This window comes from Pseudofrankia coriaricola (genome assembly GCF_001854805.1).
Lineage (GTDB): Bacteria > Actinomycetota > Actinomycetes > Frankiales > Frankiaceae > Pseudofrankia.
Window position 1 is genome coordinate 23544 of sequence record NZ_MBLO01000219.1, and the last position, 20504, is coordinate 44047.

General features: G+C 73.6%; 17 protein-coding genes. 10 read left to right on the plus strand and 7 right to left on the minus strand.

The features are described 5' to 3' along the window. Positions 1–117: 117 nt before the first annotated feature. Genes BCD48_RS25425 through BCD48_RS25440 form a run of 4 tightly spaced genes read right to left on the minus strand, consistent with a single transcriptional unit; the run spans position 118 to position 5099 of the window. Positions 118–1359, minus strand: a complete 1242-nt coding sequence (locus BCD48_RS25425) for an acyl-CoA dehydrogenase family protein (RefSeq protein ID WP_083419175.1) — start codon at positions 1357–1359, stop codon at positions 118–120. A 4-nt stretch (positions 1360–1363) separates the two neighbouring features. Then, the gene (locus BCD48_RS25430) at positions 1364–2740 is read right to left on the minus strand and encodes an acyl-CoA dehydrogenase family protein (RefSeq protein ID WP_083419176.1); all 1377 of its coding nucleotides are present in this window, start codon (positions 2738–2740) and stop codon (positions 1364–1366) included. Beyond that, entirely contained in the window at positions 2737–3798 is a 1062-nt protein-coding gene (locus BCD48_RS25435) for an acyl-CoA dehydrogenase family protein (RefSeq protein ID WP_071050894.1), read from the minus strand. Before BCD48_RS25435 ends, BCD48_RS25430 begins: the two co-directional genes overlap by 4 nt. After that, a complete protein-coding gene (locus BCD48_RS25440; RefSeq protein WP_071050915.1) occupies positions 3795–5099 on the minus strand; it encodes an acyl-CoA dehydrogenase family protein in 1305 nt (434 codons plus the stop codon). The genes BCD48_RS25435 and BCD48_RS25440 overlap by 4 nt, the downstream gene beginning before the upstream one ends. A 66-nt stretch (positions 5100–5165) precedes the next feature. On the opposite strand from BCD48_RS25440, the gene BCD48_RS25445 reads away from it, so the two are divergent. Beyond that, positions 5166–6017, plus strand: a complete 852-nt coding sequence (locus BCD48_RS25445) for a FadR/GntR family transcriptional regulator (RefSeq protein WP_071050895.1) — start codon at positions 5166–5168, stop codon at positions 6015–6017. Between the two features lie 149 nt (positions 6018–6166). Here the strand turns inward: BCD48_RS25445 and BCD48_RS25450 are convergent, their stop codons facing one another. Continuing rightward, a complete protein-coding gene (locus BCD48_RS25450) occupies positions 6167–6955 on the minus strand; it encodes an SDR family NAD(P)-dependent oxidoreductase (RefSeq protein WP_241841975.1) in 789 nt (262 codons plus the stop codon). 257 nt (positions 6956–7212) lie between these two features. On the opposite strand from BCD48_RS25450, the gene BCD48_RS25455 reads away from it, so the two are divergent. Continuing rightward, positions 7213–7923, plus strand: a complete 711-nt coding sequence (locus tag BCD48_RS25455; RefSeq protein WP_071050896.1) for a TetR/AcrR family transcriptional regulator — start codon at positions 7213–7215, stop codon at positions 7921–7923. A gap of 45 nt (positions 7924–7968) precedes the next feature. Here the strand turns inward: BCD48_RS25455 and BCD48_RS25460 are convergent, their stop codons facing one another. Continuing rightward, the gene (locus tag BCD48_RS25460) at positions 7969–10887 is read right to left on the minus strand and encodes a branched-chain amino acid ABC transporter permease/ATP-binding protein (RefSeq protein WP_071050897.1); all 2919 of its coding nucleotides are present in this window, start codon (positions 10885–10887) and stop codon (positions 7969–7971) included. Between the two features lie 334 nt (positions 10888–11221). On the opposite strand from BCD48_RS25460, the gene BCD48_RS25465 reads away from it, so the two are divergent. The 5 genes from BCD48_RS25465 (at position 11222) to BCD48_RS25480 (ending at position 15488) form a co-directional block, all read left to right on the plus strand. Then, positions 11222–12700 carry an aldehyde dehydrogenase gene (locus BCD48_RS25465; RefSeq protein ID WP_071050898.1) on the plus strand — a complete coding sequence of 493 codons (1479 nt, stop codon included), beginning with the start codon at positions 11222–11224 and terminating at the stop codon, positions 12698–12700. Between the two features lie 51 nt (positions 12701–12751). Continuing rightward, complete coding sequence (locus BCD48_RS25470; RefSeq protein ID WP_071050899.1) at positions 12752–13099, plus strand: DUF4286 family protein; 348 nt, start codon at positions 12752–12754, stop codon at positions 13097–13099. A gap of 160 nt (positions 13100–13259) precedes the next feature. Then, positions 13260–13376, plus strand: a complete 117-nt coding sequence (locus tag BCD48_RS55895; protein WP_116271656.1) for an aldehyde dehydrogenase family protein — start codon at positions 13260–13262, stop codon at positions 13374–13376. 92 nt (positions 13377–13468) lie between these two features. After that, entirely contained in the window at positions 13469–14725 is a 1257-nt protein-coding gene (locus tag BCD48_RS25475) for a cytochrome P450 (RefSeq protein ID WP_071050900.1), read from the plus strand. Between the two features lie 133 nt (positions 14726–14858). Continuing rightward, complete coding sequence (locus BCD48_RS25480) at positions 14859–15488, plus strand: GNAT family N-acetyltransferase (protein WP_083419178.1); 630 nt, start codon at positions 14859–14861, stop codon at positions 15486–15488. A 33-nt stretch (positions 15489–15521) separates the two neighbouring features. Here the strand turns inward: BCD48_RS25480 and BCD48_RS25485 are convergent, their stop codons facing one another. Further along, entirely contained in the window at positions 15522–16157 is a 636-nt protein-coding gene (locus BCD48_RS25485) for a helix-turn-helix domain-containing protein (RefSeq protein ID WP_071050901.1), read from the minus strand. Positions 16158–16370: 213 nt separating this feature from the next. Here BCD48_RS25485 and BCD48_RS25490 point away from each other — a divergent pair, with 213 nt between their 5' ends. The 3 genes from BCD48_RS25490 (at position 16371) to BCD48_RS25500 (ending at position 20026) form a co-directional block, all read left to right on the plus strand. Then, a complete protein-coding gene (locus BCD48_RS25490; protein WP_071050902.1) occupies positions 16371–18224 on the plus strand; it encodes a bifunctional NAD(P)/FAD-dependent oxidoreductase/class I SAM-dependent methyltransferase in 1854 nt (617 codons plus the stop codon). Positions 18225–18328: 104 nt separating this feature from the next. Next, positions 18329–19483, plus strand: a complete 1155-nt coding sequence (locus BCD48_RS25495) for a serine hydrolase domain-containing protein (protein ID WP_071050917.1) — start codon at positions 18329–18331, stop codon at positions 19481–19483. Between the two features lie 30 nt (positions 19484–19513). Beyond that, positions 19514–20026 carry a pyridoxamine 5'-phosphate oxidase family protein gene (locus tag BCD48_RS25500; RefSeq protein WP_071050903.1) on the plus strand — a complete coding sequence of 171 codons (513 nt, stop codon included), beginning with the start codon at positions 19514–19516 and terminating at the stop codon, positions 20024–20026. The last annotated feature ends 478 nt before the right edge of the window (positions 20027–20504 follow it).

Below are 20504 nucleotides of genomic sequence, written 5' to 3' on the forward strand. Positions count from 1 at the left end.
GAGAGCGAACGCTCACATCCTACCGAGCGGGACGCACGGACGCCAGATCCAGACCGAAGGACATGGCAGATGCCTGCCAGCCCGTCCCGGCGCACCGCCCCGACGGCACGGCGAGGCTCATCGAGCCCCACCTGCTCCGTCGGCGTCGAGATGGCGGGCGAGGCGGGCACGGTGGGCGGTCGGTGAGCCGAACAGCGCGCGGGAAAGGGCGGCGCGCTTGAGATATCGGTGCACGCCGCTCTCCCAGGTGTAGCCGATGCCGCCGTGCAGCTGCATCGCCTTGCCCGCGACGTCGACGGCCGCCGCGCACATGTACGACTTGGCCCGCGACACCGCGACCTCGACGGCGCTCATGGCGGCATCGTCGACGCCGTCAGCACCATCGGCGACGTGGACGGCGCTCGCGGCGGCCAGCGCGCGGGTGGCCTCGGTGACCAGCCCACGGCCGACGGAGACCGACACCAGCATGTCGGCGCAGCCGTGCTTGACCGCCTGGAACGAGCCGATAGGCCGGCCGAACTGGTGGCGCACGCTCGCGTACTCGACGGTGGCCGCGAGCATCGCCTCGGCGGCGCCGAGGCTGTCGCACGCGACGGCGAGCGCGCCCCGCGCGAGCAGCAGCCGGCCGCCGGCCCGCCCGTCGCCCCGGAACCGCCACACCGACCCCGCCTCGACCGGCGCGTCGACGGCCGCCACCGTGCCCAGGCTCCGGCTGACGTCGAGCACCGGCGTGGCCGTGACCTCCACACCCGGCTGGCCGGGCGCGGCCCGCACGACGACGGGTTCGTCGCCCTCGTCCAGCGCCAGTAGCAGGAGCGTCTCGGCCTCGGCGGCGTCGGGCACGAACTCCGCGCGCCCGGTGAGCCTCACCGCGCCGCCCGACCGGGCCAGCCGGAACGGGACCGCGCCCGGCACACCGGCCGCGCCCAGCGGCGCGTCGCCGGTGGGAAGCGCGACCGCGAACCGCGGCGCGCCGGTGGCGAGCGCCCGCAGCAGCTCGTCCCGGTCGTCGCCAGGATCCAGCGCCAGCAGCGCGCCCGCACCCAGCACGGCCGTCCCCAGGTACGGTGCCCGCGCCGCGGCCCGGCCCAGCTCCTCGCAGACGACGGCGGTCTCGGCGACGGTGACGCCGGCGCCGTCGAGCCCGTCTGGCACCTCCAGCCCGAGCCAGCCGGCCTCGGCGAGCAGTGCCCAGTCGACCTGGGCGTCGTCCTTGCCGGCGGCGGCCGCGAGCAGGTCGCGGGAGACAGCGCGCAGCTCTGCCCGCAGCTCCTCATCGGCTCCCTCGTCGGTGCCGGCATCGACTCCGGGCGCGTCCGCCGGCGCGGCGACGGCCAACTCAGATGAATGAGCGCTCATATATTCACGGCTCCCTGGGCAGGCCGAGGCCCCGCTCCCCGATGATCGTGCGCTGGATCTCGTTCGTGCCGCCGGGGATCGTCCACTCCCACGAGCCGATGAAGTCGAGCAGCCACCTGCCCGACTCCCAGCCGCTGGACGCGGGCTTGGAGAGCTCCGTCTGGGCCGCGAGCCCCGCGATCTCGGCGCCGAAACCGGTCATCCGCTGCAGCAGCTCGCTGTAGTAGACCTTGACGACGGAGGCGTCGGCCCCGCCGAAGGCCGTGCGATCCTGGCTTCTCCGCACGGCCGGAGGCGCCTGGCTGGCATCGCCGAAGGCCGTGCGATCCTGGCTTCTCCGCATGGCCGGAGGCGCCTGGCCGGCATCGCCGAAGGCCGTGCGATCCTGGCTTCTCCGCATGGCCGGAGGCGCCTGGCTGGCATCGCCGACGGTGCCGGCGTCGTGGCGCTCGACCAGGTCGCGGCACAGCGCCCGCAGCCCGGCGATCTCGGTGTCGAACCCGGCCAGGCGGTCCGCCACCAGCGTGTCGTCGATCGGCCGGTGCCCGGCCGCGTCCGGCCGCCGGCAGGTCTCGACGAGCGAGCGCAGCCCCACGTTGCCGAGCCGCTCGGCGAGCTCCAGCATGGTCATCCCGCGCTCGGCGGCGAGCGTCGCCTGCGCCACCTGCCAGCCGGAGTTCTCCGGCCCGACGAGGTTCTCCGCCGGGATCTCGACGTCGTTCAGGAAGATCTCACAGAAGTGCGAGTCCCCCAGCGCGTTACGGATCGGCCGCACGTCCAGGCCGGGCGAGCGCATGTCCATCAGGAGGTAGGAGATGCCGCGCCGCTTCGGCGCGGCCGGGTCGGAGCGCGCGAGCAGCAGGCACCAGTCGGCGTGCGCCGCGCCGCTCGCCCACAGCTTCTGGCCGTTGACGACGAAGACGTCGCCGCCCGCGCGGCTCTCCCGGCGGGCGGTGGTGCGCAGGCTCGCCAGGTCCGAGCCCGCCTCCGGCTCGGAGAAGCCCTGGACCCAGATCTCGCCGTCGAGGATCCCTGGCAGGTGTCGGCGGCGCTGCTCGTCGGTCCCCGCGGTCAGCAGCGTCGCCGCCGCGTGGTGGATCGACACGAACGCGAGCACCAGCCGGGGCGCGTCGGCCGCGGCCAGCTCCTGGTAGAGCACCATCTGCTCGGCGGCCGACATGCCGCCGCCCCACTCGGCGGGCCAGTGCGGCACGGCGTAGCCGGCGCGGCGCAGCTCCTGGAACCAGGCCTGCTGGAAGGCGACGAACTCGTCGTCGCCGACGCCGGTCTGCGCCCGGCGCCAGTCGGCCGGCACGTGCGCCCGACACCAGTCCCGGATCGTGGCCCGCAGCTCGGCCAGGTCGGCCAGTGTCGCGTTCATCCCGCGCCCATCACGGCGTTCGGGCCGAAGATGCCGGCGAGGCCGCGCCGGCCCAGGCGGCTCGCGAGCGCGTCCTGGGTGGCCGAACGGCCGAGAGGCAGCCGGCGCAGCGGCTGGCTGTAGCGCGACAGCCACGACAGCGTCGTCTCGTCGCAGAACCCCATCGCGCCGTGCAGCTGGTGGGTGACCCGGAAGACCGTCTCAGCCGCCTCGACGGCGGCCAGCCGCAGCGCCAGCGCGTCGTCGACGGCCTCGGGCCGCCCGGTCTCGACGCTCCACAGCGCGTAGCCGGCGAGCTCGGCGACCCCGGCCCGCTCTACCTCGGCGTCGGTCAGCTGGAACTGCACGCCCTGGAAACGGGCGAGCGGCTGCCCGAACTGCTCGCGCTCCAGGATGTACGTCCTGGTCAGCACCATCGCCCGGTCCAGCATCCCGAGCAGCGTCCAGCACCCCAGCACCATCCCGAGCGCGACGTCACCCGCCCCGTCCGCACCCGCCCCGTCCTCGTCGCCCGCGTCCCCGCCGGCTGGCGCGCCGGCGATGGCGCCGGCGAGCGGCGCGAGGTCCAGGCTGACGACGAACGCCGACTTGCGCGCCGGGCCGTCGGGCTCGCGCGCGGTCGCCGCGTACCGCCGCCCGTCGAGGGCGACGGCGGCGAGCCGCAGGTCGAGTCCGGCGACCGGTGCCGCCGGCGCCGCGGGCGCGACGACGACCAGCGCGTCCGCGCCGCCGCCCACGGGCCGGCACAGCCGCTCGGCCACGGGGTACGGCACCGCCCACCAGCCAGCGGCCCGGCACAGCGCCGCGGCCGCCTCCAGCTCGTCGGCGCTCCCCCGCGGGTCGAGGTCCCACGCGCCGAGCTCGTCGAGAACTGGCACGACGAGCTCGGCGCGGCGCGCGGGCTCCCGCTCGGCGGTCTGGGCGAGCTCGTCGCCGCCGGCCGCCTCCAGCGCGCGCAGCGCCGTCCGCCCGAACTCGGCCGCCTCGTCCGACAGCTCCATCAGTACGCCGCCACCGGCCGCGAGGCCGTCCACGGCGCCCTGGGTGACAGTCGTCATGACGCCGCTCCCGCCTTCGCCGGGGCCGCCGCCCTGGGCTGCCCGGACGACGGAGCGCCGGAGGCGGCCAGCAGCGCCCGGGACAACAGGATGCGCTGCATCTCGATGCTCCCGGAGGAGACGGTCGACGCGACCGCGTAGCGCGCGTGGTCCTCGACCGCGCGTCGGAACCGCGCGCCGTCGTCGCCGGCCGTCTCGGCCGCCGTGACGATCTCCATGAGCACGTCGGCGCTCTCCTGGTCGAGTCTGGTCACCGCGATCCGGTAGGCCGCCGAGTCGACCGGGCTGACCTGGCCGGTGCCCTGCCGGGAGACGACCCGGTAGGCCAGCAGCCGGGCGCGCCGGGCATGCACGAGCATCCGGGCCCACCGGCCGCGCAGTTCCGCCGGCAGCTCCTCCCAGGCGTCACCGAGCGCCTCGGGCGCCTCCTGCAGCAGCCGCTCGCAGCGGGCGTAGCGCGCGATGCCGACCCGCTCGAAGGCGAGCACCTCCTGCACGACGGCCCAGCCGCCGTCGACCTCCCCGAGCACGTCCCGCTCGGTGACCCGCACGCCGTCGAAGAACACCTCGTTCAGGTGGTGCGGGCCCATCATGCAGGCGATCGGGCGGACCTCGATCCCCGGCGCGTCCATCGGCACCAGGAAGATCGTCAGGCCCTGCTGCTTGCGCCCGGACGTCGACGTCCGCGCGAGCAGGAAGCACCACTGCGCCATGGTGGCGTAGGAGGTCCAGATCTTCTGGCCGTGGATCCGCCAGGCGCGGCCATATCGGCTGGTGGACCCGCCGCCACGCGAGGCTTCGCCATTGTCGCGCGGTGGCGGGTCGCGCGGTGGCGGGTCGTCGGCGCCGTCACCGTTCTCGTCCGGACGGGCCGCGGTGCGCAGCGAGGCGAGGTCAGAGCCCGCGCCGGGCTCGCTGAAGCCCTGGCACCAGATCACCTCGCCGCGCGCGATCGGCGGCAGGTGCTGGGCGCGCTGCTCGGGCGTGCCGTGACGCATGATCGTCGGCCCGACCCAGTTGACGCCCATGTACTGGGCGCCGCGCGGCTCGTGGCGCGCCCACATCTCCTCGCGGACGACCGTCTGCTCCCACAGCGACGCGCCGCGCCCGCCGAACTCCTCCGGCCAGGCCATGCACAGCAGGCCCTCGTCGGCGAGCAGCCGGCAGAAGTCCTGCGCGACGGCGAGATCCGCCGGGTCGGCGGTGAACGCGCCGAGGTAGTCGGCGGGCACGTGCTCGCGGACCAGCGCTCGCAGCCGCCCGCGTAACGCGGCCGCCTCCGGTCCCAGGTCGTACTCCATGGACGCCAGACCGTAGTGCAGGGGCGCCAGCACGGTCAACACTTATAAGGATAGTAGGATTGATGGGTGCCTACGAGCCGCCGCAGGGCCATCCCCCAGCTTCGCGTCGCGGAAGCCATCGCCGCGACGCTGCGCGAGCGCATCCTGGCCGGCGCCGACGGCGACGGCTACCGCCTGCCCACACAGGAGCAGCTCGTGGAGGAGTTCGGGGTGAGCTATCCCTCCGTACGGGAGGCGATCCGGATCCTGGAGACCGAGGGGCTCGTCACCGTCCGGCGCGGCAACGTCGGCGGCGCGGAGGTCCACCGCCCGGACCCGTCGTCCGCCGCCTACCACCTGGGCCTGGTCCTGCAGGCCGGCCGGGTCACGCTCGGCGACCTCGCCGGCGGCCTGCAGTTGCTGGAGCCGCTGTGCGCGGCCGAGTGCGCCCGCCGCGACGACCGCGTCGCGCAGGTCGTGCCGGCGCTACGCGTCAACGTGGAGAGGTCCGCCGAGCTGGTCGGGTCCGGGCTCGCCGGGAGCGGGCTCGTCGACTCCGGCGTCGCCTTCACCGAGACGGCGCGGGATTTCCACGAGCTCATCGTCGCGTTCACCCCGAACGCGACGGTCCGCCTCGTCGTCAGCAGCCTGGTCGCCCTGTGGTCGGCGCAGGAGGTGCGCTGGGCCGAGCTGCTGACCAGCCGCGGCGAGTATCCGGCCCTCCAGGACGCCCAGGCCGTCGTGCGCACGCACCGGCGCCTCCTCGCCGAGATCGAGGCCGGCCGGGCGGCCGAGGCCGAACGCCTTTCCCGCGCCCATCTCGCCGCGTCGCAGGCGCTGCTCGTCGACCGTTTCGACAGCGACGTGCACGCCGCGTCGACGCGGTCCTGGCAGGCCGTCGGCCCGGCTGGCGGCGCGCGGGTCTCCAGCCGCGTCTGAGACCGGAGACCCGCACCCGCGCCAGCCCGGGGCCTCCGGCGGTCAGGCGGCCCCAGCGGGGTTGTAGCCGAGGATGCCCTTGGTCTCCAGGTACTCGTGGAAGCCGAACTCGCCCCACTCGCGGCCGTTGCCGCTCCGGCGTGAGCTCCTTAGCGCGCGGTCCAGCCGCCGTCGACGGCGATCGTCTGGCCGGTGACATAGCGGGCAGCGTCGCTGACCAGCCACAGCACCGCGCCGACGATGTCCTCGGGGCTCGCGTCGTCCGGCAGCGGAGTGTTGCGCCGCAGCCAGTTCTGACCACGCTCGGTGTCGTAAAGGTCGTCGGTGATCTCGCTGCGGAAGAAGCCGGGGGCGACGGTGTTCACCCGGATCCGGTGCCGCGCCCACTGCACCGCGAGCTCCACCGTGAGGCCGGAGAGCCCGGCTTTGCTCGCCGCGTAGGACGCCTGCGGGATGCTCGGGATGCCGACGATGCCGCTGACCGACGACACGTGCACGATCGCGCCGCGCCCCGCCGCCTTCATGTGCGGGAATGCGGCCTGGCTCAGCCGGAACGGCGCGACCAGGTTGAGCCCCAGCGTGCTCAGGATGGAGTCCGCCGACTCGTCCTCCGCCCGGTCGCGGGAGAAGATGTTGCCCGCCGCGTTGACGAGGATCTCCGGGCCGCCGAGCTCGGCGGCCACCCGCGGGACGACGGTGTCGACCTGGGCCGGGTCGAGCAGGTCGGCGCCGACGGCGAGCCCGTCGATCTCCTTGGCGAGCGCCGCCAGCCGGTCCGCCCGTCGGGCGACGATCGCGACCCGCGCGCCGGCGGCCGCGAGCGCCCTCGCGACGGCGGCGCCGAGCCCCGAGGACGCGCCCGTCACCACCGCCACCCTGCCGTCGAGCCGGAAACCCTCTCCCGGCAGCGTCTCTCCGAGCGGCGTTGTCTCTGGCACCGTTCCTCCGGACTGTGTCGGCTCGTCGTCCATGGCATCGCTCCCGCCGGACGCCGCGACCTGCGATCATGGAGTAAGTAAGCATTCATTTTCTATTGAACTTAAGATCGCCGCCACCCGCGCGTCAAGTCGCCGACGTCGACGTCGAGATCAGGGACACGATCTCACAGCACCAATAACACGAGCACCATGATCGGACCGGGTAAGATAGCGTACGTTCATTCACCTGGCGCCGCGGCGCCGTACCGGGAGGACCGATGGCCGACTCGACGGCGGAGCAGACTGTCTCGGAGTCCGGCCCGGCTCCGACTGCCGGGGCGGAGCCCGAGGTCAGACCGCGGCCGCGGCGGCTGACCGCCGAGGCGCGCAAGAGCTCCATTCTGAAGGCTGCCCGCCAGGCGTTCGTCGAGACCGGCGACATGAATGGCACCACTATCAAGCAGATCGCCGAACGTGGTGGCATCAGCGAAGGCGTGATCTACCGCCATTTCGAGAGCAAGGACCAGCTCTTCTACGAGGCCGTCTTCGAGCCACTGCGCCAGGCGATCGACGAGTTGGTGGCCGCCTCCGAGGTCGTCGATCTCAACGAGCCGCTGACGCCCGAGCGGCAGCTGGAAACCCTCAACGGCCTGTACCGCCAACTCATCGCCACGCTCGAGGAGATCCTGCCGCTGCTGGGCCTGGTGCTCTTCGGCGACCCGAAGGTGGCGCGGCGCTTCTACCGCAAGCACTTCACCGTCGCCATGGACCGGCTGGCCGAGGCCTGGCGCGAGGTCGAGGACCGCTACGGCTTCGAGTTCGAGTCCCCGGACATCTCCGCCCGCGCCGTCATGGGCATCGCCCTGGTGCTCGCCCTGGAGAGCCGGCACAACGACCTCTTCAACCGCGACCGCGCGATCAGCCTCGTCACCCAGAGCACCGTCAAGGGCTTCTTCCCCACCATCGAGCCCACCCGCCGCCGCCGGTAACCACGACGCGCCCAGCGGGGGCCGGCAGACCGGCCCCCGCTGGGGTCAGACGCCTTCGGCCGCGACCGGTTCGGGCGCGGCGGCCTCGGCGGCCTCGGAGCTCAGCTGGCCGAGGTAGGCGGCGCGCACCGCCGGGTCGCGCAGCACCTCGTCGGGCCGGCCGGAGGCGATGACCCTGCCGAAGTCGAGCACCACCACGTGGTCGCAGGTCGAGGCGACCACGTCGATGTTGTGCTCGACCAGCAGCACCGCCGCGCCTGACTCGGCCGCGAGCCGGCGGAACAGCGCGCTCGCGGTGCGCCGCTCGGCGCCGCCCAGGCCGGCCGCCGGCTCGTCGAGCAGCACCGCGGCCGGGCGCTGGGCGACCAGCCGGGCGATCGCCACCATCCGGCGCCGGCCCTGTGGCAGGTCGGCGACGACGGTGTCGAGCACGTCGTCGAGGCCGAGCATCGTCACCGCGGCCGAGGCGGTGTCGGACAGGCTGCCGCGGCGCGGGTAGGCCAGGTCGCGGATGTAGGCGAGCGCGCCGCGGCCGTCGAGCGCGGTGAGGATGTTCTCCCGGACGCTCAGGTCGTCGAACAGCTCCAGGTTCTGGAACGTCCGCCCGAGGCCGAGGCGGGCGCGGGCGGGAGCACGCAGCGCGGTGACGTCGCGGCCGAGCAGCTCGACGGTGCCACCGGCGGTCCTGGCGAAGCCGGTGAGGGCGTCGATGAGGCTGGTCTTGCCGGCGCCGTTCGGCCCGATCACACCCACGACCCGTCCGGCGGTCAGCTCGAACGACACCCCGCCGACGGCGACCGTGTTGCCGTAGCGCACCTCGATGTCGCGCGCGACGAGCACGGTCTCCCCCGCCGGGACCGGGCAGCTCGGCTGGAACGCCAATGGCCGCCGCGCCGCGCCGCCGTTGGCCGCCGCGCCGCCACTCACCGCGGCCTCATCGGCCGCCGCGGAGCCGGTCTCGCCTGTCGCCCCGATCCCGTCGGCCGTGGCGGTAGCGCCTGCCGCGGCCGGCTCCGCGGGCTCGGCTGGGCGGCGGGTGAGCCGGACGACGAGGCGGACCAGGCCGTCCTTGATCGCGGCCTGCGCCGGGATGATGCCGCTGGGCGAGCGGACCATGGCGTCGAGGACGACCAGACCCGTCGCGATCGGCAGCCACGCGTCGATGGAGCCGACGGACAGCCAGTCCGACACGGCGTTGGCTACCACGCCGCCCGCGGCCGCGGACGCCGAGAAGACCGCCCCGGCGACGTATCCGACGCCGCCGACGACGGTGAACGCCAGTGCCGAGATCGACCGGAACACCCCGTAACTGGTGAAGTCCGCGATCCGGAACTGGAACGCCGACAGCGCCCCGGCAAGCCCGGCGATCCCCGCCGAGATGGCGAACGCGCCGAGCTTCGCGCCGGGCACCGACACGCCGACGGACGCCGCTCCCCGCTCGTTCGCCCGCACCGCGAGGAAGCGCCGCCCGGCCTCACCGCGGCGCAGGTTGAGCACCGCGACCGAGGCGAGCACGAAGGCGGCGAGGCACACGAGCGCGAACCGGTTCGGGTGCGCGGACGGGCTGATGTTCAGGCCGAACAGTGACGGGTCGTGCACCGTCAGGCCGTCGAGCCCGCCCGTCATCGACGGCTGGGTGAGCACCAGGTTCTCGACCGCGAGCGAGAGCCCGAGCGTGACGATCGCCAGGTTGACCCCGCGCACCCGCACCGCCGGGGCACCGAAGACCACGCCGAGCACGACGGCGGCGACGGTCCCGAGCAGCACGCAGAGCAGGAACGGCAGGTGTAGGTCGTTGCTCATCCGGGCGGCGATGAACGCGGCGAAGCCGGCGAGCGCGGCGCAGGCCACGCTGATCTGCCCGGCATAGCCGGTGACGACGACGATCGACAGGGCGAGCAGGCCGAACAGGGTGCTGTTGATGGTCGCCGCCGACCAGGATGGCGAGGCGAACAGCGGGATGGCGACCGCGGCCACCACCCAGACGAGCGCGGTCACCGGCTTGAACCGGCCCGTTCCGGCTCGTGGCAGCCGGCCGGTCAGCGCCTCGCCCCGGCCCGGCAGCGCCGCGCCGCCGAGGATGACGGAGACGATGATCACCGCGAACGGCAGCGAGGAGACGATGCCGAGGTTGACGTCGTAGCGGCGCATCACCGACTCGGCGACGCCGAGGGCGAGCCCGACGACGACGGTGATCCACACGGCGTTGAACCGGCCGACGAGGGCCGCGGCCATGGCCGGGATGACCAGCAGGGTGAGCGCGTCCGGGGTGAGGCCGATGACCGGGATGAGCAGGATGCCGGCGAAGGCGGCGACCGCCCCGCCGACGCCCCAGGTGATCAGGCCGGTCGGGTGCGGCGAGATCCCGATGGCGCTGGCGGCGACGGGGTTCTCCCGCAGGGCGGTGGCGTTCATCCCCAGCTTGGTCTTGCCGAACATCAGCCACAGGCCGAGCGCGAGCGCGAGCGTGACGATCAGGATGGCGAGCGTGTCGTTCGTGATCACACCACTGAAGATGGTGATCTTGCCGTGCCCGAACAGCGGCGGAAGAAGGTGGGACTCGGTGCCGTAACGCTTCACGACCACGCTCTGCAGCAGCAGCATCAGCCCGAGGGTGGCGACCACCTTGGCCATGTCGGGGCTGTTGCGCAGCAACCGCACCACGACGAGGTAGAACAGCAGGCCCAGCACGGCGCCGGACGCCACCCCGATGGCCATGGCCGGGGCGACGGGTAACGACGCGTGCGCGCCCCCGCTACTGCTGGTTCCCGAGTAGAGCCCACCGCCGCCCGCCCCGCCGGCGTGCAGGTCCCAGAAGATGTAGCTGCCCACCATGCCGATGGCACCCTGGGCGAAGTTCAGGATTCCCGAGCCCCGGTAGACCGCGACCACGCCGAGCGCGACGAGCGCATACGCGCCGCCGCCGGCTAAGCCGATCAGGGCGAACTGCCACAGCTGCGACAACGGGCTTTCCTCTCGGCTGCGCCCCCGCCCCGGTGGGAGGGTCAGGCACGTTTCGGCGGGGAGGGGTGGCTCGCGCCAGCCCCGACGGGCGACGGGCGGCGAGGGCCGGCCACGACGGGCACGCCTCACGCCGGAGATCGCGGAGTGTAGTGTAACCGCGATCACACACGGTCGCAAGTGAGCCCTCACATAGTTAGCAGATCGGAAAGAGGCTCAGGTGAGCCGCCACCCGGCCGCTAGCGGGCCATAGTCGGCCCGTCACCCCTTGTGACGCAAGCTAGCGAGTGCTCGCTCTGTAGTGTTACGTTCGGCCGAACGACCCCTGGGAGGCGGCGTGAGCGACCCGCTGATGTACCGGCGCACGTTCTACATCGACGGCGCCTGGGTGGAGCCGTCGAGCACCGAGGTGCTCGAGGTGATCTCACCGTCCACGGAGGAGCCGGCGGGCGCGGTCCCCCTGGCCACGACCGCGGACATCGACCGTGCCGTCGCCGCGGCCCGGGCCGCGGCCGACGAGGGCTCCTGGGCCCGCACCAGCCCGGCCGAGCGCGCCGAGGTGCTCAGCCGCGCCGCCGCCGAGCTGCGCAAGCGCGAGGACGACATCGCCCGCATCACCACCGACGAGATGGGCTGCGCGGCGAGCCAGTCGAAGGCCGCGCAGACGGGCCTGGTCGCCGTCGTCTTCGACTACTACGCCGAGCTGATCCGGTCCTACGAGTTCGAGCGCGTCGTCACCGCCGGCCCCCGGGCCGGCCTGGTGACCTCCGAGCCGGTCGGCGTCGTCGGCGCGATCGTCCCGTGGAACGCCCCGATCACGCTGGCCGCCTGGAAGACCGCGCCGGCGCTCGCCGCCGGGTGCCCGGTGGTGCTCAAGCCCGCGCCCGAATCGCCGCTGTCTGCCTACGTCTTCGTCGAGGCGCTCGAGGCGGCCGGCGTCCCCGCCGGCCTGGTCAACCTCGTGCCCGGCGGCCGGGAGGTCGGCGAGCACCTCGTCACCCACCCCGGCACCGACAAGATCGCCTTCACCGGCTCGACCGCCGCGGGCAAGCGGATCATGAGCCTGTGCGGTGAACAGATCAAACGGGTGTCGCTGGAGCTCGGCGGCAAGTCCGCCTCGATCCTGCTCGACGACGCCGACCTCGCCACGGTCATCCCGGCCGTCGTCCACGGCGGCATGCACCTGTCCGGCCAGGTCTGCGGCGCGCACACCCGGGTGCTGGTGCCCCGGTCCCGCTACGAGGAGGCGCTCGCCATCGCGGGCGCGGCGGCCGACGCGGAGCCGGTCGGCGACCCGCACGACCCGGCGGTCATCGTCGGCCCGCTGGTCGCCGAGCGCCAGCGCACCCGCGTCGAGGGCCTCATCGCCGGCGCCGTCGCCGATGGCGTCCGCGTCGTCGCCGGCGGCAAGCGGCCCGCGCACCTGCCGAAGGGCTGGTACGTCGCGCCGACGATCCTCGGCGACGTCCACAACGAGATGCGGATCGCCCGCGAGGAGATCTTCGGCCCGGTCCTGAGCTTCATTCCCTACGAGGACTCGGACGGCGCCGACGACGCGGTCCGGATCGCGGGCGACTCGGACTACGGCCTGTCCGGCGGGGTCTGGAGCGGCGACGCGGCGCGGGCGCTCGGCGTCGCACGCCGGCTGCGCACCGGCAGCGTCGCGGTCAACGGCAGCTACCCGCCCTTCCCGATGGTGCCGTTCGGCGGCTTCAAGCAGTCGGGCATCGGCCGGGAGCTGGGCCCGGAGGGGTTGGAAAGCTTCCTGGAAAAGCGCAGCATCGGTCTCCCGCCGTCGCTCATCCCCGGCGCTTAGCCCGGGGCGTGGCGGCGGAGCGGCAGGCACGAAGGGAAGAGGGAGAGCGGGATGGCTAAGGGGATCATGCTCGTCCAGGCGAGCCCGGCGAGCCCGGAGGTCGAGGACGAGTTCAACAGGTGGTACGACGAGGACCACCTCCCCGACCTCCTCACCATCCCGGGATTCGTCGCCGCTCGCCGTTTCCGGCTACGGGAGGGGGGCCACGTCCGGGCCGCCGAGGGCACGCCCCGCTACCTCGCCATCTACGAGATCGAGGCGGACGACCTCGACGCGGCGCTGCGGGCGATGCGCACCCGCCCCGACAGGGGCAAGGTGAGCGACGCGCTGGGGATGAACCCGCCGCCCGTCACCTACATCTACGAGCTCCTCACCGAGGTCACCGAGGTCACCGCGTGAGGCATGACGCGCGGCGGCAGGTGAGCGGCGCGGCCCGCGCCGCTCACCTGCCGCGGCTGGGCCTGAGGCCGCGGCAGGGGCGGGGGCGGGTCGGCACCGTGTGGGTCAACACCATGCTCGACATGGACCCGGCCGTGCCATTCGGCGGTTACAACTCGACATGGACCCGGCCGTGCCGTTCGGCAGTTACAAGATGAGCGGCTACGGCCGCGAGATGGGCGAGCACGCGCTCGACTCCTATCTCAACGTGAAATCCGTCTGGATCAAGACCGACTGACAACACCGCACGCCGCGCCCCGTGCTTTTCGGGCCGCGGCCCGGCCCCGTCCGCTTTCCTGGGTTTCCGAACGTTCCTGTCCTGGAGGAACAATGCAGCCAACGTCCTCGGTGACACCGGACGGCCCGGCGGCGGCCGGCGGGCCGATGCCCGACGAATGGTGCCTGCGGGAGTTCAACCACGTCTCCCCCGCGTTAGCCCCGGTCCTGCCGGAGACACTCGCGCGGATGCGATCGCTCTGCCCCGTCGCCCACAGCGAGGCGCACGGCGGCTTCTGGGTCGTGACGAAGTACGAGGACGTGCTGCGGGTCGCCCAGGACTGGGAGACCTTCACCTCGGAAGAGGGGCTGAACATCCCGCCGTACCGCGGCACGGTACGTAACATCCCGGTCGAGGTGGACCCGCCCGAGCAGCGGGTCTACAAGAGGCTCGTCAACGCGCATCTGACGCCAAAGGCGATCGCGCACTGGGAGACGCCGGCCCGCGCGCTGGTCACCCGGCTGATCGACGACTTCGTCGAGCGCGGCGCGTGCGAGTTCATGGACGACTTCGCCCGCCCTTTCCCGAGCACGTCGTTCTTCGACTTCGCGCTGCACGCCCCGCGGGACGAGATCGCGAAGGTCGCCGAGCTGGCGTCGGCGTCCTCGGTGCCCAACCATCCACGGGCCCAGGAGTCCTGGGCTGGCCTGTCGGCCTGGATCACCAACCTGCTGGCCGAGCGGCGCGGAGCGGCGCCACGCGGCGACGTGGTCGACGCCGTGCTCGCGGCCGAGTACGAGGGCCGGCCGCTCACCGAGGCGGAGGCCGTCGGCATCGTCCAGCTGCTCGTCCTCGGCGGCCTGGAGACGACGGCCGGCGCCCTGGGGCTGATGATGCTGCGCTTCACCCGCCAGCCGGAGATCCCCGCGCTGCTGCGCGCGCACCCGGAACGCATCCCGACCGCCGTCGAGGAGCTGCTGCGCCTCGACTCGCCGTTCATCGCCATCGCCCGCACCGCCACCCGCGACGTCGAGCTCGGCGGCCGGCAGATCCACGCGGGCGACAAGGTCCTGCTGTACTGGGCGTCGGCGAACCATGACACCGCCGAGTTCCCCGACGCCGACGCGTTCGACCCGGGCCGCTCGCCGAACCGGCACGTCGCCTTCGGCGCCGGCCCGCACCGCTGCCTGGGCTCCAACGTCGCCCGCCTGAACCTGCGGATCGCCCTCGAGGAGCTCACCAGCCGGCTCGGCGACATCAGGCTGGCCGACGGCGCGGACATCCACTTCCACAACACCCTCACCCGCTCCCCGCACACCCTCCCCATCACGTTCCGCCCCGGCCCCCGCGTCGGCACCCCCACGTCCTAGACGCGGTGGGAGCGGCTGTCACGCCGCTCCCGGATATTCCCGCGGGCGGCTGTCGACCTCGCGACGCGCCAGGGAGGCGTCCGGGAGGCGACGATGAACGGATGCTCCGGGTTGCCAGGGCTGGACTGGGGCCATGACGGTTTCCCTCTGCTCGCCAGACCGTACCCAGGCGCAGGCCCGCGCCGGCCAGGTCGGCGGTGTACCCCGTCAGCGTGGCGAGACCCGCCGGCGAGCCGCCGCGCCGTGTTCGCGCCGCGCCATCCGGCGGGCCGTCCCGCTGGTCCGCGAGCTGACGCCGCGGGACGGCGCGGCGCTCGACGAGGTGTTCGCCGGCCTGTCACCACGCAGCCGCTACCTGCGCTTCCACGCTCCGCTGCACCAGCTGTCCAGCCGTTTCCGCGCGACCCTTCTCGACGTCGACGGCCGTGACCGGCTGACGCTCGTGGCCGTGGTCTGCACGCCGGAAGGCCCCCGCACGGCGGGGATCGTCCGGCTGGCCCGCACCGGGCCGCGCGAGGCGGAGGTCGCCATCGAGGTCGCCGACGCGCTGCACCGCCAGGGCATCGGCCGCCTCCTGCTGACGACGATCGGCCAGCGCGCCGGCGAGCTCGGTCTCACCCACCTGACCGCCGAGGTCCTTGCCGAGAACACGCCCGCCCTGGCCCTCTTCCGCTCGGTCTTCCCCGATGGCCCCACCCGCCGAGCGGGCGGCATCCTCACCCTCACCTGCCGCCTCCCCGCCGCCTCCGACATCCCCGGGTAATCATCAGCCGGGGCGTCTGGCCGGGTGCCGTGCTCAGGCGTCGCGCGTCGGGCGTGCGGCCGAGCGGGCACGGATGTGGACGCGTTCGCCCTGGGGACCGACGAGGCTGAGGATCTCGGCGGGGTGAGGGGTCGGATTGCTGAAGGCGTGCGGGACGCGGGTGTCGAACTCCGCCACCTCGCCGGCGGCGAGGACGAGATCGTGCTCGCCGAGCTGCAGGCGCAGCCGCCCGGACAGGACGTAGAGCCAGTCGTAGCCCTCGTGGACCTTCTGCTCCGGCTCGTACGGCGGCCAGCGGGCCGGGATGATCATTTTGAATGCCTGTAGCCCGCCGGGCCGGCGGGACAGCGGGATGACCGTCATCCCGTTCCGCACGAACGGGCGTGGGTGGACGCGCGGGTCGGCGGTCTGCGGGTGGCCGACCAGCTCGTCGAGCGGGACCCGGTAGGCCCGGGCCAGCGGGAGCAGCAGCTCCAGGGTCAGCCGGCGCTGGCCGGACTCCAGCCGCGACAGCGTGCTGACCGAAATCCCGGTGGCCTTCGACAGCCTCGGCAGCGTCAGGTCGCGCTCCTGGCGCAACGCTCGCAGCCGCGGGCCCACGGCCGCGAGCATCCCGTCGAGATCCATCTCCTCGTCGTCGGGCGCCCACGCGTCCGGGAAGGCCGGCATCCCCGGCGCGTCGGCCCTCCCCGTCCCCGTGTCCTGTGCCCCGCAGTCCGCCATGCCAGGAGTTTGCCATCCCGGCAAGGTTGTTTGTCAAAACCCCCGTCGGTGCCGCACAGTCCGACCGCGGACGCGCGACGTCCGCGCCGAGGGCGTCGACGACGGCGCCGGCCGGCGACGCCGGCCCGCCCGCGTCGCCGCGGATCCGAGGAGGAGCACATGACGATCGAGACCGGACACGACCCGTCGGTCGACGCCGTGACAGCCGAGGAGCGGGCGTACGACGTCCTCGTCGTGGGTGGTGGCCCGGCGGGGCTCTCCGCGGCGCTCACCCTGTCGCGGGCGCGGCGCGCGGTGCTGGTCGTCGACGCGGGCGAGCCGCGCAACGCTCGCGCCGGCGGCGTGCACAACTACCTGGGCCGTGAGGGCACCCCACCGGCCGAGCTGCTCGCCATCGGCCGCGTCGAGGTCGCCGGCTACGGCGGCGAGGTCGTCACCGGGACGGTCACCGCCGCCGAGCGCCTCGACGACGCCCAGGGCGTCGGCGACGACGTGGGCGACGGAGTCGGGCCGCGTTTCCGGGTCACGCTCGCGGACGGCCGGACGGTACGGGCCCGCCGGCTGCTCGTCGCGACGGGCCTCGTCGACGAGCAGCCCGACGTGCCCGGTGTCGCCGACCGGTGGGGCCGCGACGTGCTGCACTGCCCGTACTGCCACGGCTGGGAGGTCCGCGACCAGGCGGTCGGCGTGCTCGCGACCAGCGAGCTCGCGGTCCACCAGGCGCTGATGTGGCGGCAGTGGAGCCCGGACGTGGTCCTGTTCCGCCACACCGCGCCCGACCTCACCGAGGAGCAGGCCGAGCAGCTGGCCGCCCGCGGCATCGCCGTCGTCGACGGCGAGGTCGCCGGGCTCGAGGTGGCCGACGACCGGCTCGTCGGCGTCCGCCTGCGCTCCGGCGAGGTCGTCCCACGCCAGGCGGTGACGGTCGCGTCGCGACTCGCGGCGCGCGCCGGACTGCTCGCGCCGCTGGGTCTGCGGCCGGTCGAGGCGCGGATGGGCGAACTGGTCATCGGCGACCGGATCGAGGCCGGCCCGACCGGCGCCACCTCGGTCGCCGGGGTGTGGGTGGTGGGCAACGTCGCCGACGTCCAGGCACAGGTCATCTCGTCGGCCGCCTCGGGCGTCATGACCGCCGCCGCGCTCAACGCCGACCTCATCGCCGAGGACACCCGCCGAGCCGTCGAGGCGCACCGCTACCAGCGGGTCTTCAGCGAGCAGGCCTGGAGCGACCGGCACCGGGCGCGCGGGCCCGCGCACCCCGACAGCGACGACCCGAGCCCGACGCTGGCCGCGACGGTCGTCGACCTGCCGCCCGGCACGGCACTCGACGCCGGCGCCGGCACGGGCGCGGACGCCTGCTGGCTCGCCGCCGGCGGCTGGAAGGTCACCGCCGTCGACCTGTCGAAGGAAGCCCTGGAACGCGCCGAGGCCCGCGCGACCCGGCTCGGCCACGACATCACCTGGGTCCACGCGGACCTCGCCGTTGAGCCGGCCCCCGGCACCTTCGACCTGGTCACCGCCCACTACCTGTGCCTGCCGCCGGCGCAGCGGCGCACGCTGTTCGCCCACCTCGCCGCCGCCGTCGCCCCCGGCGGCACCCTCCTCCTCGTCGGCCACGCGCCCGGCGACAGCGACGGCCACGCACACGCCCGCCGCGACGAGCATGGTGACGGCAATGAGAACGGTCACGGCAGCGGGCACGGCCACGGCCACGGCAATGGGAACGGCGCGCACGGGCAAAGCCAGACCCATGGACACGGCCACGAGCATGGGCACGACCACGACGGACCGGCGCACGAGGCCCACGGCGGGGCCGACGGCCCGCGGGCCACGGTTCCTGACCCCCACCCGGCCGAGGTCGCCTGGACCGCCGGAGACGTCGCCGCCTCCCTGGGCCCCGGCTGGACCATCGAAACGGCCGAGACCCGTCCTTTCGCCGGGGTTCCCGGGGGACATGCGGCCACTCATGACTCGATCCTGCGCGCCCGCCGCGACGACCTGACCCCCCAGTAGCGCGGCTCCACCCCGCCCGCTCCCGATCCCACTCCCCTCGCCGACGACTGGCCCGACCGATGAGTCACGCGGGCCGCGACGGTCCAACGGGTATGGGCGAGCGCATGAGCGCGAACGACATCCAGACACGCGTGCAGGCCGCGATCGACCGGATGGTGCGGGACGGCGCGGAGGTGGGGCTGCAGGTGGCCGTCGTGCGGCATGGCCACCTGGTCGTCGACGCGGTGGCCGGCGCGCGCGACGCCGGCCGGCGGCATCCGGTCCTGCCCGACACGCTGTTCTACGCGGCCTCCACCGCCAAGGGGGTGGCCGCGGCGACAGCGCACGTACTCGTCGAGCGGGGCGTGCTCACCGACGACCTGCGGATCGCCGACGTCTGGCCCGAGTTCGGCGCCCACGGCAAGCAGCACACGACGCTGCGGCACGTGCTGCTGCACACGGCGGGCGTGCCGGCGCCGCCATACGACACGACCGTCGAGCAGCTGTGCGACTGGGACCACATGTGCGCGGCGCTGGCCGGCTCCGAGCCGTGGTGGGTGCCCGGCACGCGGTTCGGCTACCACGCCCAGACCTTCGGCTTCCTGCTCGGCGAGACCGTCCGCCGTGCCTCGGGCCGACCGCTGTCGTGGTGGCTGCGTGAGGCGGTCACGATCCCCCTCGGGATCGAGGACCACGTGCATTTCGGCGTCCCCGAGCCCCTGCTCGGCCGAGTCGCGCACCAGCACCGACCGACCGGACCACCACCGGAGCCTCCGGAGACCGGCTCGCCTGCCGACCGGGCGGTCCCGCCAGGCATCCGCCCCGACGCGGACCTCGCCAACCGCCGCGACGTCCTCACCGCCGACATCGTCTCCAGCGGCACCATGACCGCCCGGGGGGCGGCACGCGTCTACGCGGCTCTGCTCGGCGGCGTGGCGGACGGCGGCGCGGGCGGCGGCGCCCTGGTGTCGCCGACGCGCCTCGCGGCCATGGCCGCGCTCAGCCATGACGGGCCGGACGAGGTGATGGGGATGCCCGCCACCTGGGCGTTCGGGTTCAGCCCCTACCGTCCGGGCGGCGTCGCCTCGCGGCCCGGATCGGCCTTCGGCATGGTCGGCTCGAACGGTTCGGCGGCGTACGCCGACATCGACTCGGGCGTCGCCGTGGCGGTCATGCGGAACCAGTTCAGCCCGGACCTGTCCGCCGCGGCCGAGATCGACCGGATCGTGGCCGACGCGTTTCCCGGCTCCGCCGGCTCGCGCGGGCAGACCAACGGCTGACGATGGGAGCGACGGACGATGGGAGCGACGATGGATGACCTGGTGACCCAGCTCGACGAGCGGTTCAGCGATCCCGACGCCCAGCCCACCACCTGGGCCACGGCCCGTGAGGTGCTCGAGACGGCCCAGATCACCTGGATATCGACCGTACGGGCCGACGGACGACCGCACGTCACGCCACTGGTCGCGGTGTGGCTCGACGGAGCACTCCACTTCAGCACCGGCCCGACAGAGCAGAAGGCGATCAACCTTGCCACGAACCCCAACGTCGTGCTGACCACCGGCCGCGACACCTGGGACCGGGGAGTCGACGTGATGGTCGAGGGCGAGGCGGTCCGCGTCACCGACCGGGCGGCCCTCACGCGGCTCGCCGCCGCCTGGCGAACCAAGTGGAACGGCAGCTGGCGGTTCGACGTCGCCGACGACGGCTTCCACCAGCAGCGCGGCGGCCTGGCGCTCGTCTTCGCGGTCAGGCCGACGAAGATCCTCGCCTTCGGCAAGGGCACCTTCACCCACACTCGCCACCTGCCCCGGGCCCGCTGACTGGCACGGCCGGCGAAACACGAGTACTGCCCGGGCGGCCGGGTGGGATCGGGAGCGTGGCGGTCCCACCCGGCCGGTGGTGCCGGAGCAGGTCGGCTCAGCTTCGGCCACGTCACTATCCCTGGAGCTCCTGGCCATCTCGCAAAGACACGATCGGGCTGACAATCTCGCTGGTCAGCTGCCCGCCACCACCGCCCCGTTGCAATCTCGATGAAAGTCGCGATGCCCAACGACCGCCGTCATCTCCTGTCGCCGAAATGAACGTGAGGATCTCGGCAAAAGCGCACCTATCATTTGGGGCCCCTACCTGGCTGCACCCTCCGTCTTTCTCGGGGGGTGCAGCGCGACTGCCTACTTCGGCGTTTTCAGGCGGACGTGGGCCGCATTCAGAGGTGCTTGCCTTTCTTCCGTTCCGAGCTACTGTGAACGCATGTTCGATATCTGTGGCGGCCCTGCTCCGAGGTCGCCTGCTTCGAGG